The sequence below is a fragment of the Gordonia sp. SL306 genome, assembly GCF_026625785.1.
Lineage (GTDB): Bacteria > Actinomycetota > Actinomycetes > Mycobacteriales > Mycobacteriaceae > Gordonia.
Genome location: NZ_CP113063.1, coordinates 1990745 through 2004346, shown reverse-complemented (window position 1 = coordinate 2004346; position 13602 = coordinate 1990745). Strand labels below are relative to the sequence as shown.

The 13602-nt window shown below is 66.4% G+C and carries 11 protein-coding genes; 7 read left to right on the top strand and 4 right to left on the bottom strand.

Annotated elements, in window-relative coordinates; translation table 11 throughout:
- The first annotated feature begins 84 nt into the window (after positions 1 to 84).
- Together OVA31_RS09160 and OVA31_RS09155 are read left to right on the top strand one after the other, a co-directional pair.
- A complete protein-coding gene (locus OVA31_RS09160; RefSeq protein WP_267630755.1) occupies positions 85 to 1425 on the top strand; it encodes a DUF2252 domain-containing protein in 1341 nt (446 codons plus the stop codon).
- A 130-nt stretch (positions 1426 to 1555) separates the two neighbouring features.
- Complete coding sequence (locus OVA31_RS09155; RefSeq protein ID WP_267630754.1) at positions 1556 to 4210, top strand: helix-turn-helix transcriptional regulator; 2655 nt, start codon at positions 1556 to 1558, stop codon at positions 4208 to 4210.
- A gap of 19 nt (positions 4211 to 4229) precedes the next feature.
- Here OVA31_RS09155 and OVA31_RS09150 read toward each other — a convergent pair whose 3' ends face one another.
- Positions 4230 to 4436, bottom strand: a complete 207-nt coding sequence (locus OVA31_RS09150; RefSeq protein WP_267630753.1) for a hypothetical protein — start codon at positions 4434 to 4436, stop codon at positions 4230 to 4232.
- 331 nt (positions 4437 to 4767) lie between these two features.
- On the opposite strand from OVA31_RS09150, the gene OVA31_RS09145 reads away from it, so the two are divergent.
- Genes OVA31_RS09145 through OVA31_RS09130 form a run of 4 tightly spaced genes read left to right on the top strand, consistent with a single transcriptional unit; the run spans position 4768 to position 9586 of the window.
- Positions 4768 to 6237 carry an APC family permease gene (locus OVA31_RS09145; protein ID WP_267630752.1) on the top strand — a complete coding sequence of 490 codons (1470 nt, stop codon included), beginning with the start codon at positions 4768 to 4770 and terminating at the stop codon, positions 6235 to 6237.
- Positions 6234 to 6638: a hypothetical protein gene (locus OVA31_RS09140; protein WP_267630751.1), complete on the top strand. Its 405-nt coding sequence runs from the start codon at positions 6234 to 6236 to the stop codon at positions 6636 to 6638. The genes OVA31_RS09145 and OVA31_RS09140 overlap by 4 nt, the downstream gene beginning before the upstream one ends.
- 20 nt (positions 6639 to 6658) lie before the next feature.
- The gene (locus tag OVA31_RS09135) at positions 6659 to 8191 is read left to right on the top strand and encodes an MFS transporter (RefSeq protein WP_267630750.1); all 1533 of its coding nucleotides are present in this window, start codon (positions 6659 to 6661) and stop codon (positions 8189 to 8191) included.
- 36 nt (positions 8192 to 8227) lie between these two features.
- Positions 8228 to 9586 carry a dipeptidase gene (locus OVA31_RS09130; RefSeq protein ID WP_267630749.1) on the top strand — a complete coding sequence of 453 codons (1359 nt, stop codon included), beginning with the start codon at positions 8228 to 8230 and terminating at the stop codon, positions 9584 to 9586.
- Here the strand turns inward: OVA31_RS09130 and OVA31_RS09125 are convergent.
- Positions 9573 to 10619 (bottom strand): acyl-CoA dehydrogenase family protein, encoded by a 1047-nt coding sequence (locus OVA31_RS09125; protein ID WP_267630748.1) that lies wholly within the window; start codon positions 10617 to 10619, stop codon positions 9573 to 9575. The genes OVA31_RS09130 and OVA31_RS09125 overlap by 14 nt on opposite strands.
- A 159-nt stretch (positions 10620 to 10778) precedes the next feature.
- Between OVA31_RS09125 and OVA31_RS09120 the strand changes: the two genes are divergently transcribed.
- The gene (locus OVA31_RS09120) at positions 10779 to 12224 is read left to right on the top strand and encodes an HNH endonuclease signature motif containing protein (protein WP_267630747.1); all 1446 of its coding nucleotides are present in this window, start codon (positions 10779 to 10781) and stop codon (positions 12222 to 12224) included.
- Between the two features lie 80 nt (positions 12225 to 12304).
- On the opposite strand, the gene OVA31_RS09115 is transcribed toward OVA31_RS09120, so the two are convergent.
- Both OVA31_RS09115 and OVA31_RS09110 read right to left on the bottom strand, forming a co-directional pair.
- Entirely contained in the window at positions 12305 to 12931 is a 627-nt protein-coding gene (locus tag OVA31_RS09115) for a lipocalin family protein (protein WP_267630746.1), read from the bottom strand.
- Between the two features lie 75 nt (positions 12932 to 13006).
- Positions 13007 to 13444, bottom strand: coding sequence for a DUF7144 family membrane protein (locus tag OVA31_RS09110; RefSeq protein WP_267630745.1), 438 nt, complete (start codon positions 13442 to 13444; stop codon positions 13007 to 13009).
- Positions 13445 to 13602: the final 158 nt, after the last annotated feature.

Below are 13602 nucleotides of genomic sequence, written 5' to 3'. Positions count from 1 at the left end.
ACTCGGACGCCGTGACCGGGTGAATCCGCGCCGCTCGGCCGCGTCGAGTGGGAGAATTCTCGTTCGGGGGACGAGGAGGCGCAGATGCCCGCGACGATTCCCGAATTGGCGACCTGCCCGGAGCCGGCCGGCCGGGCCGACCCGGTGCAGATCCTGACCGCGCAGGCGACCTCGCGGGTTGCGGAACTGGTCCCGGTGCGCAATGCCAGGATGGCGGCGACCCCGTTCACCTTCTATCGCGGCGCCGCTGCCGTGATGACAGCCGATCTGGCCGCTACGCCAGATTCGGGGGTCAACGCTCAGCTCTGCGGCGACGCCCATCTGAGCAATTTCGGTCTGTTCTACACGCCAGAGCGCCGGATGATCTTCGACCTCAACGACTTCGACGAGACGAGCCCGGGGCCCTTCGAGTGGGACGTGAAGCGGCTGGCGGCCAGCTTCATGGTCGCGGCGCGCTACAACGGCTACGACGCGAAGACCAGCCGGGCGATCGCCCGCGAAGTGGCCAAGTCGTACCGCAAGTGGATGGTGGCCAGTGCCGACCAGTCGACGATGGACTGCTGGTATGCGCGGATCGACGCCGACGAGATGCTGGCGGAGGTTGGTTCGACACTCGACACGTCCACGGCGGCCCGTACCGTCAAAGGCCTCCGAAAGGCCCGCCACCGCAACAGCCTGCAGGCGGTCGGCAAACTGTGCGTCACCGACGACGAGGGCAACCTCCGGATCCGGAGCGATCCGCCACTGCTGGTGCCCATCGACGAACTCTTCCCCGATCACCACGCCGACGTGGTCGCCGAACGGATCGCGGTGCGCATCGAGGGATATCGGTCGATGCTGCCGGACTATGTCCGCGCGCTGTTCGATCAGTTCACGGTTGTCGACATCGCGCGCAAGGTCGTCGGCGTCGGGAGCGTGGGCACCCGTTCCTGGATCGTGCTGATGCGTGGACCGCAGGGTGATCCGCTCTTCCTGCAGCTCAAGGAGGCGCAGCGATCGGTGATAATGGACCATGTTCCGGTGCAGCCCTATCCGAACCAGGGGCAACGAGTGGTCGAGGGGCAGCGCCTGTTACAGGCGGCCAGCGACCTCTTCCTCGGCTGGACATCAGGATTCGACGAGAACGACGAGAAGCGCGATCTCTATGTGCGGCAACTGCGTGACGGCAAGGGGTCGATCGTCATCGAGGCCTTGACCCCCGGCGAGATGAATCTCTACGCACGTCTCTGTGGCCGCGTCCTGGCGCAGGCGCATGCACGCACAGCAGACCGACTCGCGATCATCGACTATCTCCGGAGCGGTAAGGGATTCGCCTCGGCCATCTCCGATTTCGCGGCGGCATACGCCGATCTCAACGACGCGGATCACGCCTCTCTCGTCGCCGCGATCGACCGCGGCGACGTGCCATCGAACGAGCTGCGCTGAGCGCCAGGGCTGAACGCGGCACTACCGGACGGCACACGCCGGGCGAACAGTCCCCCAAATCAACGAGACGTCCGATCGACTCGGGCATGATGGGGGGTGGGGGTACGCAGAAGGGTGTGCGGTGGAGCGTATGTCGGCCAGTGCCGCAGACGTGCCGACGGACGTCCACGGTGCCGTGGCGGGTCCGTTCGTCGCCGAGCGTCCGCGGATCTCGGCCCTTCTCGATCAGGCGATCGCGCCGACCGCACAGCCCGCCGACGATTCCCGACACGGGCCGATCATCCTGGTCAGCGCCCCGGCGAACACCGGCAAGACCTCGGCGGTGGGTGCCTGGGCTTGCACGCTACGGGACGTGCGGACCATCGAGATCGCCGTCTCGCCCGCCGAATCCATGGAACGGATCTGGCGTCGGTGCCACGAGGGTCTCGCGACGGCGGCGGATGCTTGGCCGGTACGGACCGCGGGGCGATTGTCGTCTGGTGGACCGTCGACGGACTTCGCCGACGCGGCGCGACGACTGGAGGAGGGGCTGGCGCGATGCGATGGTCCGGTCGTCCTGATCGTCGACGACGTCGACCGATTGACCGATCCCGTCGGAGTGCACAGTCTCGACACCTTTCTCGCCGCGGTGCCGGCGCATGTCGCCGTCGTGCTGATCGCGCGACACGACCCTCCGATGTCGTGGCATCGGTACGCCCGCGAAGCACGTTTCACACGGTTGGGTGAAGATTTTCTGTCGTTGACGGCGGCCGAGATACGCGACGTGATGCTCCGTCAGCACACCGAGCTGACCGACGGCGCGGCCGAGCGGTTGCTGTTCCTGACCGGCGGATGGGCGGCCCTGGTCAGAGTTGCGGCGAATCACCTCGCCGGGCGATCCGACATCGCCGGCGCGTTGGACCAACTCGAGCGATCCCCCCGACCGGTATCCGACTATCTGGTCGGCGATCTGATCACAGCGTTGCCGGCAGATCTGTTCGACTTCGTCTCCGCGACCGCGGTCCTGCCGGAGTTCGAGGTGGACCTCGCCGACACCATCTGCTCGGTCGACGCGGCTCGTGCACTCCGCGGCCTGACCGACCACAACTTCCCCGTCGTCGCGGCCGAACCCACTTCGGGTATCAGGTCGTACACGTATCCGGGTATCGTCCGTGCCTATCTGCGAGGGGAGTTGCGGACCCGGCAGCCCGCTGCGCGGGGGCAGATTCTCACGACTGCGATTGCCTGGTCTGTGCGGAACCGACGCAACCCCAACGCAATCCGGCTCGCGGTCGATCTCGGCGATCCCGACGTGCTCGAGACGACGCTCCTCGAGTGTGGATTGCCGATGGCGATCGATGGAGATCTGAATCATCTCCTCGCACTGCTGGACTCCGCTCATCCTGTGCTGGCGGGCAATCCGGTGATACCACTTCTGCACGCGTTGATCGCTTGTGTAGCCGACGATCTCGATCGTGCGGCGATCCATCTCGACCATGCGGTGACCCTTGCTCCTGCGCTCGGTCATCCACGCGCGCAGCACGATCGGATGGTGTATTTGTACCGGGCGCTGCTGGTGCAGGTGTGCGCCCGAGTTCGGGACCGCGATGTGGCGGAACTGATCCCGGTTCTCGACGACCCGCCGGCCGGTGCCACGGACGATCTCGTCATCGTCGGACTGGTCGCGGCCGGTATCGGATGCCGTGCAGTGGGAGAGCACGATGCGGCGCAGCGTCGCTTTCGGCGAGCGCTGGCCCTGGCCGAGGGGGCCGCGCGGCCGTCGCTGCGCGTACGGATCGGCACCGAACTGGCGACTCTCGCATGGTTCCGGGGTGACGCGTCGGCGATGAGATCCTTTGCAGTCGCCGCGATGTCACTGACGCGCACCCACCCCATCGGCGGGCACGACATCGCGCGGTGCGCGTCGATGGTGGCGATGGCCGACTACCTGCTGGGTGACCGCGACGACGTCGGCGGTTCCGCGGATCTGCCGTTCATCGGGCAGCTGCACGAGCCAGACGCGGTCGGTGCGCTGACGGAGCTGTGTGAACTCGTCGCGACCTTCGACGGCGCCGCCGAACGCTACGCGTCGGCGGACCGTGCACGCCGAATCCTCGAGATGATGCTGACCGACGACCCGGCCCCGGTGCCGTCGTGCGTGCTGCTGACGAGCGTGGCCCACATGTGCCTGGCGATTGGCCGGCCGGACTGGGTGACCGAGATGATCGCGACCGCGGATCGCTCCTTCGGACCTCGCCCCGAAGTTCGAGTCGCGTCCGCTGCGGTCCAGGTCTTTCACGGTCGCTGGGAGTCGGCACGTCGCACACTGGCCCCGGTCCTGCACGATGCGGAAGGTCTGCATCCGCACACCATGTCGGCGGCGTGGACCTTGGAGGCGGCGGTGGCGTGCGAACTCGGGGAGGCCCGTGCCGTACACCTGGCGCTGGATGCGGCACTCGGCGTCGCGGATCGGACCGGTGTGGTGGCACCGGTGGTCGAGGCCGGCGCGGCGGTGACGGGTGCCCTGGCGCGTGATGCCGGCACCTTCGGGCATCTCGACGGCCTCGCGGATCGGGTCCTGTCGCTGGCGACCAGCCGGGATCGGGTCCACCAGGCGCACCTCACCCCGTCCGAGATGAGGGTGCTGGGCATGCTCCCGTCGGCCAAGACGGCCGGCGAGATCGCCGAGCTCCTGTCCGTGTCGGTGAACACGGTGAAGACACACATGCGGGGTGTGTACCGAAAGCTGGGTGTCGGGTCACGACGCGACGCGGTGAGCGTGGCCCGCTCGACCGGGCTGATCTGATCTGCGCCGCGCCGGGCGATCAGCGGACGCGAAACTCGAGGAGAACCAGTCCGAGAGTGTCGATTCTGGCCATCACTCCCCGGACGGCCGCGGTGTCGGGGAGCGCACCTGTGAGACGGGTGGTCGTGTGTCGGTGATCGATGTCGGCGATCAGCTCCGGAAAGCATGCGATCGCACGGTCCGACAACGTTCCGTCGACGACGAACTCGTATTCATCTGCGCTCACGTCCACCTGCCGCATGGTCCGAGGTCCGCTCCCCCTGGTGATGGTCCTCCACCGGCTGTCGTCGGGGCATCATCCGTGGGGGATGAGGTGTGGGTGGATCCTCGTCGCCGGTCCGTGACACCCACTGTTGGTTCCCAAAACACTTGCAACACAATGATAATGACCATGCCTGCCGTGTTGCGGAGGGTCGTTCACCAGACTCCGGAGGGGTGCAGGGATATTTCACCCGCGGAGGGTGAGGTGCGGCGGCAGGACAGGTGCGAGTGTCGGAATGCTGAGCTCTCTCAACGAATCGTCGCCGGCGGCGGTTCTCGGTGTAGGAGTGTGCTGGATGGGTGAGCATTCCGGAGAAGACGATTCTGCGACCAAGGGCCGAGCCGGGACGGTTGCCACCCCGCGTCCGGTGAACTACATCACCTGGACCGCCCTCGCGCTGATGACGGTGTCGTCGGTCGCGAGTCTCCGTCCCGCCCCGACCATGGCGGTGTACGGGCTGGCCTGTGTGTTCCTCTATGTGCTGCCGGCCATCCTGTTCCTGATCCCGACGTCGCTGGTGTCCGCGGAACTGGCCTCCGGATGGTCCGGCGGTGTCTATCGCTGGGTCACCGAGGGGATCTCGCCCAACATGGGCTTCGCCGCGGCGTGGCATCAGTTCGCGATGACGATCTTCTACTACCCGACATTGCTGTCGTTCGTCGCGAGCACGCTGGCCTACGTGATCGATCCGGACCTGGCGTCGAGCGGGGTGTTCACGGCGGTCGTGATCATCGTCGTCTATTGGTCGGGTGTGCTGCTGGCCCTGCGCGGCGGTATCGGCGTGATCGCCAAACTCGCATCGAGCGGCGTCCTGATCGGCACCCTCATCCCGGGTGCCCTGCTGGTCCTGCTCGGCATCATCTACCTGCTCCAGGGCAACCCGTCGGCGGCGCCGATGACCGGTGGTCACCTGCTCCCGGCGTGGACGGGCATCGCCAGCATCGTGCTGATCGTCAGCAACTTCGGGGCCTACTCGGGCATGGAGATGAACGCCGTGCACGTCAACGAGCTGAAGGACCCGGCGAAACAGTTCCCGCGCGCGATGTTCGTGGCGGTGGCGCTCGTCCTGGTGATCCTCATCCTGCCGCCCCTGGCGATCTCGTGGGTCGTGCCGTCGGACCAGATCAGCCTCACGGCCGGGGTGATGCAGGCCGTCGAGGTGGTGTTCGCGCACTTCGGGCTGCAATGGCTCGTGCCTCTCATCGGGCTGGCCATCGTGATCGCCTCCCTGGCCGGATTCATGACCTGGCTGTCCGGTCCGTCGCGGAGTCTGCTGCTCGTCGCGAAAGACGGCGGGTATCTGCCGCCCTACCTGCAGAAGACGAACAAAGCCGGTGTCCAGCAGAACATCCTGGTCGTCCAGGGATGGGTGACCACCGTGCTCGCACTGCTGTTCGCGCTCGTCCCTGCGGTGTCGAACGCCTACTGGATCTTCATGACCATCACCACGTCGGTCTATCTGCTCGTGTACCTGTGGTTGTTCATCGCCGCATATCGGCTGCGCAAGATCGCCCCCGACCACCCCCGCGGATACCGCGCGCCCGCCCTCCCGCTGCTGTGCGCGGTCGGATTCATCTCGTCGGTCGCCGCGATAGCGATCAGCTTCGTGCCGCCCTCACAGTTCGGCGGCGGCAGTCCATGGGTGTTCGTCGCAATCGTCGGCGGCGGCATCCTGCTCCTGGGCCTCATCATCCCGGCAGGTCTCATCGCGTTCCGGAAACCCAGTTGGCATCTCCCGGTCGAGACCGAGGAGGAGAAGGCATGAGCCCCAAGGCGATCTATTGGACGGTCGGCGCGGTTCTGGCGGTACTGCTGATCGTGATGCTGGTCAGCTTCGACTACGACCGCAACAGCCCCGAGGCGCGCGCCAAGGCGTCCACCCTCATCGAGTCCTATGACGCGAACGGCCTGGCGACACCGTTCTCGGTGGATCAGGTCGCACAGGTTCTCGGCGACGACGGCGGAACGGTGTGCGCAGCCGCCGGGAGCGAGGCGCAGCTGGGGCAACTGAAAACTCAGATAGGCGTGGGCGGCGAGTTCTATGTTCGGCCGATCATCCTGAAGGAGAACGTGTTCGAAGGACTGCGGCTCATCGTCGAGGTCTACTGCCCGGAGAACATCGCGACCGTCCGGGATTTCATCGCTGATCAGCGCTACGCACAATGATCCACGCGGAATCCGCAGGCGTGGGTTCGCGCAGGTGGGTCTCGCTGGCGGCGACCTGTACCGCGGCCGGGCTCGTGTGGCTGGCCTTCGCCGACTTCGGTGTGGCCACGCCGACGATCGCCGACGAGATGCACGCGGATCTCTCCGGATTGCAGTGGGCGAACAATGCCTTCAGCCTGGCGGCCGGTGCCCTGGTCATCGCAGCCGGCAAGTTCGGGGACATCTTCGGTCAGCGGAGGGTGTTGCAGATCGGCATCGCCGTATTCGGGGTGTTCTCCGTCGTCGCGGCCCTGGCGCCCGGTGTCGGCACTCTGATCGCCGGCCGCGGACTGATGGGAATCGGTGCGGCCCTTATTCTTCCGGCCACTCTCGCGCTGATTCCGATGCAGTTCTCGGGCCGCACCCAACTGACCGCGTTCGGGGTGTGGCAGGCGGTCGCCTGGGGCGGTCAGGCGCTGGCGCCCACCGTCGGCGGTCTCATCACCGACGGCCCAGGCTGGCGGTGGATGTTCTGGATCAACGTACCACTGGCGATCATTGCGTTGCTGGTGATCCGCTGGGCCACACCCGAGGCGAGCGACGAGAAGGCGGATCGTTCGGTTGACTGGGTGGGGCTCGGCGCCATCGGGCTCGCGGTCTTCGCGTTGCTCTACGCACTGACCGACGGTCCGACGGCGGGCTGGGACAGTCCGGTGGTGATCGGATTGTTCATCGCCGCGGTGGTTCTCGCCATTGCCTGGGTGCTGATCGAGCGCACGGTGGCGTCGCCACTCGTCGACCTCTCGCTCTTCCGGCTGCGTCCCTACGACGGCGCCCTCGTCGCCAATCTCATGATGAATCTGGGCTATGCCGGACTCAGTTACGTGCTCGTTCTCTGGCTGCAGAACGCCCGCGGTTACAGTGCGGTCGAGGCAGGTCTGCTCCTGCTGCCTGCGACCTTCGGCATCTTCGCGCTCATCCCGATCGGTGGCAGGCTCGACGCCCGTGTGGGTGGCCGCCTCCCGGTGCTGGTCGGCTTGGTGGTGCTGGCCGTGGGGATGGCAGTTCTCGGTCCGCTGCAGCCTGATTCGTCGCTATGGCTGGTGGTGATCGCGCTGATCGTCATCGGCGCGGGTCTCGGGCTCCTGTCCACACCGGTGTCGAACACGGCCGTCGGCGGTGTGTCCGAACGCCTCTCCGGCACGGCCGCAGGCGTCTTCAAGATGTCGAGCATGGTCGGCGGTGCGATCGGTGTGGCACTGCTGACCGCGATCACACACGGGTTGACGATCGCCGACTCGCACGAGGCGGTGAAGGAAACGGGACTCACCTCCGACGAGGTCGATCAGGCGCATGCCGCGTTGGTCAACTCGTCGTCGTACTCCGATGCATTGACGACGCTGCCCGCCGAGCTGCAACAGAAGGTCACCGCTGCCGTCGTCGATGCGTTCACCCACGGTCTGGCGGTGACGACGGTGGTCACCGCGGTGCTGATCGTGGCGGCGACGCTGGTGGTCTGGTGGGTGTGGCCGGGTCAGGATGCCGGGACGGCAGACGAGACCGGCGAGTCATGAGAGCCTGGAGACAACAGTCGAGATCGAGGGACAGCGATGAGTGACGAAGCCTTGCGCGAACGAATCCGTGGTCTGATGCCGCAGGCTCAGGCAGATCTCACCGAGATGGTGGGATTCCGCTCGGTCCACGATCCGGCGCAGTCGCCGCCCGAGGAGTGCGACAAGATGGTCGACTGGCTGCAGGAGACCTTCACCTCGCTCGGGTTGGCCGAGGTCGCGGCGCACGAGACGTCGGATGGGAGCAAGGCGGTCACCGGCAGTCTCGCCGGGCCCGATGACGCGCCGACCGTTCTGCTGTATTTCCACCACGATGTGCAGCCGCCGCTGGACGACGCCGCATGGGATTCGCCGGTCTGGTCGCTCACCGAGCGGGGTGGTCGCTGGTACGGCCGCGGGGCGGCGGACTGCAAGGGCAACATCGCGACCCACCTGACCGCGTTGCGCGCACTGGACGGCGACATCCCGGTGAACATCAAGATCATCGGCGAGGGGTCCGAGGAGCAGGGCACCGGCGGTCTCGAGGATTTTGTGCCGAAGAACTCCGAACTGTTGCGGGCCGACGCGATCCTGGTGTGCGATGCAGGCAACTTCGCAGTGGGGCGACCGAGCCTCACCACGAGCCTCCGAGGTATCGCGAACATCGTCGTCACCGTCGAAACGCTCTCGTCAGCAATGCATTCCGGGATGTTCGGCGGTGCCGCACCGGATGCGCTGGCGGCGCTGATCTCGATGCTCGCGAGCCTCCGGGACGCCGACGGCAACACCACGGTGGCCGGCCTGAAATCCGACGCGGTCTGGGAGGGCGTCGACTATCCGGCCGACGCGTTCAGACGGGACGCCACCGTGCTCGACGGCGTGGATCTCGTCGGCTCGGGACGGGTATCGGACATGGTCTGGGCGCGTCCGGCTGCGACCGTCCTGGGTATCGACTGTCCGCCGGTGGTCGGGTCGTCGGCGGCGATTCAGGCAAAGGCCCGCGCTCGCATCAACCTCCGCGTGCCGCCGGGGATGAACGCCCGTCATGCGCAGGATGCGCTCATCGCACATCTCGAGGATGCGGCCCCGTGGCACGTGAATGTGTCGTTCGAGCGGGAGGCCGACGGGTCGCCCTTCACGGGTTCCACCTCAGGAGCCGGTTTCGACACGATGGTCGACGCGATGACGACCGCCTACGGTACCGACGTCCTGCTGCAGGGGCAGGGTGGCTCGATCCCGTTGTGCAATGTGTTCGCCGAGACGTTCCCGGACGCAGAGATCATGCTGCTCGGCGTCGAGGAACCACTGTGCCTCATCCACGCACCCAACGAGAGTGTGGATCCCAGCGAGATCGAGAACATGGCGATCGTGGAGGCGATGTTCCTCCGGGACTATCCCGCTCGCCTCAACCGGAGCTGAATCGCGCCACCAGAAGGTCTTTCAGCTGCGGACGGCTGGCGGCGACGAGGGTGAACACCGCCTCGCGTGCCAGCCGCTCGGGGTGGCTGCCGCGGAGCAACCCGCGTCCGCCGTCCGCGGCCACCAGCGCGGCCGAGGCGTCGAGCGCCAGCGTGGCGGCTTCGGCCCTGGCCGAGATCAGCACGGCTGCATCGGGAATGCCCTCGTCGAGCCGGGTGCGCACGACGCTGCCGCGCTCGCGCAGGGCGCGGGCGGCGTCGGTGTGGCCGGAGATGTCGAGCAGTGCCGCGCATCGTCGGAGCAGCCCGAGCGGCAGCGTTCCGTTGATCCGGACGCCGATGTTCTGCGACGCGAAGAAGTCGTCGAGGTTCACCCGGCTCACCACCCGGTCGTCGGGAACCGTGAGACCGTCGAGTTTCAGTGACACCGTTCGAGTCCCGTCGGCCGCGCCCAGGTGCAACGGGGTGACACTGATGGCCGACGGTGCCGGCTCGATCGGCAGGATCGCGGCGATCACGTCGTCGGTGGCCACGTCGCGTGCGGAGATCTGCAGCAGATCGACGATGCCCCAACCACTCACGAACGGCGCATACCCGTCAAAGCGCCACCCGCCATCGACGCGGGTGGCCCGCATCCGGGGTGGTGTGGGTACCACGCCGGCGTAGGCGACCCCGGCACGTAGCCGCCCGGACACGGTGGCCTCGAAGAGCTCGTCGCGCAGCGCCGCGTTCGTCGTGCCTGCCAGGGCGATGACCACGCCGTGATGCTGTAGCCAGGTGAACGCGGTGGTGAGGCAGCCGCTGGTCATCACTTCCATGATCTCGATGACCTGGGCGAATTCAAGGCCCGGCCCACCGGATTCTTCCGGTGCCGCGATGCCGAAGAGTCCGGCGTCGGCGATCGTGTGCCAGTGACCGGCCGGGATCTCGCCGGTGTGGTCGACCTCGGACGCTGCCGGGAAGAGGAGCTCGTCGGCGAGGCGGTAGGCGTTCTCGACCAGTCGGGTGCGCCGAGTCTCGGGATCGGTGGTCACCCCGCCAGACTACGGCGGCGGACGATCCTCGGCCGCCGGTTCTTGTCGGTGGGTCCGGATACGCTGTTGTCAGTTGATGGTGATGCGGGTTGTCGTTTCCTATGACGGGCAGATGTTGTTGGTGTCCTGTCGGTTTCGATCTGCGAAGGCCCCGCTGTCGTGTTCTCGTGCACTGATCCCGATGCCGCCGATGCGGCGATCGCGTCGGCATCCTCGACCGCCGTCGGCGCTGCCGCGCGCGAACATCTGCGTGCGAGCCGCCAACACGAAGCCCGCTCGTTGCTGGCGGCCTATCGGCTCGGCCAGTCGGCGTATGACGACATGTTGATGTCGTTGAGCACCACACAACAGATGACAGTGCGGGGCGCCGCCGACAAAACCGCCGTCGGCGAGATCTCCCTGCAGCTGGGATTCTCCCGAACCAAAGCCGGCACCTGGTTCAACCTCGGCGACGCCCTGCAACGGCTACCCAAGATCCGGATGGCCTATCTGGCCGGCGACTTCAGCACCCACCGCATGTCGAAGATGGTCTACGCCGCACAACTGGTGCCCGACCTCAACGACGCGCCCGATGCTGCGCCGACTCTCGATTTCGAAGACCTGGCGTTGGAGTTGGAATCACGGCCCACCACCGACAAGGTGTTCACCGACCAACTCGCCGAGACCGTCATCAGCCTCGACCCCGACGGCGCCGCACACGCCCGCGAAGAATTCGCGCACACCTGGCAGAACCTGACCATCACAGCCGACTCATCGGGACACATGAACCTCGACGGCTGCGTACCCGCCGAAGACGGCGTGCACCGGTCCCAACGGATCAGCACCCTGATCGCCGAACGACTCTGCCGCCGCGACCCGCGGCGCATTGGACAACAACGCGTCACGGCCCTCGCCGAGATCACCGGCGTCCCCGGCAAAACACTCACCTGCCACTGCGGACACAACGACTGCCCGCGACACCCCACCCCCGAACCCACCGAAACCACCGAACCCACCGACCCGGTCGACCCGAGTGAGCCGAGCGACAATGGGGACAACCCCGTCACGACACCGCCTACTGCGGTACCACCGAACCCGCCCACCTGGACACTCGTGTCCGATCCCACCGGCATCGCCGTACCCCGACTACGCGGCTACGGCGCCATCGACCCCGCACTGGCGGCAACCCTCGCCGAGAACTCCACGCTGATCGCCGTTCCCGAGGAGGCGCACCGCCGACCGTCGGGGCTGATCGTCGGCGACCGCGGCCCCGCACCACCGGTCGATCCCACCGGCCACGGCGGCTTTGACCATCCACCACCAGGAGCGCTCACCTACACACCATCCCGGCGACTACGCGACCAGATCCTGCACACCGACCTGTGGTGCCGATACCCGCTGTGCGGCAAACCATCCCACGAATGCGAACTCGACCACCTCGTCACGTTCAACCATGCCGACCCACAGGCCGGCGGCTGGACCGTGGCATTCAATCTCGCGCCGCTGTGCACACCCGACCACCACCGCAAACACCTCGGACTCTGGCTCCCCACCATGCACACCGACCGCACCATCACCTGGCACAACCCGACAACCGGAGAGGAGATCGTCACCTACCCGCGATAGCCGGATCGTTCACGGACCCGGGCTGTCTTACTCTGTCCGATTCCGGCCACATAGTATTTTGGTCTACACACTGCTTTGGTCTACACGGTGCAGAGCGGCGAATGGTCGGTCCGCCCACCGGTTGTCGGCGATACGAGGAAGGTGCACGAGTTGAATCCCACCTTCTCGATCTCACCGCGCAACATGCGCAGGGTGGAGGTGGGGACGACCTTGTCACGGGAGAGCAGGAATCCCGATGTGCGAGTGGGGTCGCCGACGACGGCAAACCGGTAGGGATCGGTCGGGGTCTTGCCGTCGGCGATCCAGGCGACGATGTAGTTGGGAGCGTTTCCGGGATTGATGCTCACCGGAACCTGGGGGAACGTCACCGACAGCTGGGCTTTGGTGACCGGGTCGACGACGGTGGCGCGGCCTTGCACGCGATTGGTCTGGCCGGTGAAGGTTGCGCAGGTGTTCTCCACGCCGATGGTCTTGGAATCGATCGGCGTGTACGTGGCCTTGGTGTCCTTGGCGCAGTTCAGGTTGAAGAACGCGGGCACTGCGGCGAGCTGCCACCACGAACCCAGATACCGCTCCGCATCGAGCTTCGGAATCGGCTGCAGGGGAGCGGCCGATGCGGGTGCGGTCGCGACGAACAAGGCTGCGATGGTGAGGGCAACTGTCGCGAACAGCGTGAACAGCGGGCGGGTCGTGCGGGTGATGCGCATGGCGGCTCCGTTCGATGTGCTGGATGTTGCCAGCGATTCGGAGCCGCCGTCGTCGTGGATGGGTGACTGCGTCAGTCAGTACTCTTCGGCGGGCTTCCAGGTCGCGACCGCCCAGATCACGATGAGGTCGAGCGCGATGATGAGGATGGCCCACAGCGGGTAATAGGGGAGCCACAGGAATTGCGCGATGATCGACACCGACGCGATGACCACCGCCGCGACGCGTGCCCAATCGGCGCCGACCGCCAGGCCGCCGGCGACGAGGACACCGACGACGCCGATGACGATGTGGATCCAGCCCCACGTGGTGAGGTCGAATTTGTAGACGTACTCGTTCCCGAGGACGAAGAGGTCGTCTTTGGCCACTGCGGAGATTCCCTGGAAGATCGCGACCAGGCTGGCCACGAAGATCAGCGCAGCCGCCACGATCGAGATCCCGAATGCGAACCCGGTCTTGGCTCCGTGATCGGCGTCGCTGTCAGGCGTTGTCACATCGGTTCTCTCGGCGGTCATGGTGCGCCTCCCTTCGTTCGTACAGACGATCGGACGATAGTGCACGACCAGATTAAGTTGCCGAAGCAAACGAAATGTCGTGAACGCGCCGTACGGATCGAAACGTTATATCGCGAGGTGCAGGATGCGGGGGCCACGCAGGGGCCGGCACAGGGCCG

Coding starts and splice junctions, on each gene's coding strand:
- OVA31_RS09140 (WP_267630751.1), top strand. CDS start 6,234: ATGAGCCCCAAGGCGATCTATTGGACGGTCGGCGCGGTTCTGGCGGTA.
- OVA31_RS09155 (WP_267630754.1), top strand. CDS start 1,556: ATGTCGGCCAGTGCCGCAGACGTGCCGACGGACGTCCACGGTGCCGTG.
- OVA31_RS09115 (WP_267630746.1), bottom strand. CDS start 12,931: ATGCGCATCACCCGCACGACCCGCCCGCTGTTCACGCTGTTCGCGACA.
- OVA31_RS09130 (WP_267630749.1), top strand. CDS start 8,228: ATGAGTGACGAAGCCTTGCGCGAACGAATCCGTGGTCTGATGCCGCAG.
- OVA31_RS09145 (WP_267630752.1), top strand. CDS start 4,768: ATGGGTGAGCATTCCGGAGAAGACGATTCTGCGACCAAGGGCCGAGCC.
- OVA31_RS09160 (WP_267630755.1), top strand. CDS start 85: ATGCCCGCGACGATTCCCGAATTGGCGACCTGCCCGGAGCCGGCCGGC.
- OVA31_RS09110 (WP_267630745.1), bottom strand. CDS start 13,444: ATGACCGCCGAGAGAACCGATGTGACAACGCCTGACAGCGACGCCGAT.